We start from the raw sequence: 217 nt of genomic DNA on the forward strand, positions 1-217 counted from the left end.
ATCACCGTTCACTCTGCCGATGGCACGCCACATCAAATCACCATTACCGTCAACGGCACTAACGACACTGCGGTGATTGCAGGCACTAACTCTGGTGCGGTAACTGAAGAGTCGCAATTACAAACGTCTGGGACTCTGACTATTACAGATACCGATAAAGGCGAAGCGCACTTCTCGAATACAGACATTGTTGGATCATTAGGTACCCTACATCTTA

General features: G+C 47.9%; 1 protein-coding gene. It reads left to right on the plus strand.

Annotated features, from left to right (window positions below):
* Window positions 1-217: VCBS domain-containing protein (locus AB4585_RS22855; protein WP_372171096.1), on the plus strand; the 217-nt coding region annotated here is incomplete at both ends.

This window comes from Vibrio sp. 10N.222.49.C9, from assembly GCF_041474985.1.
Lineage (GTDB): Bacteria > Pseudomonadota > Gammaproteobacteria > Enterobacterales > Vibrionaceae > Vibrio > Vibrio crassostreae_C.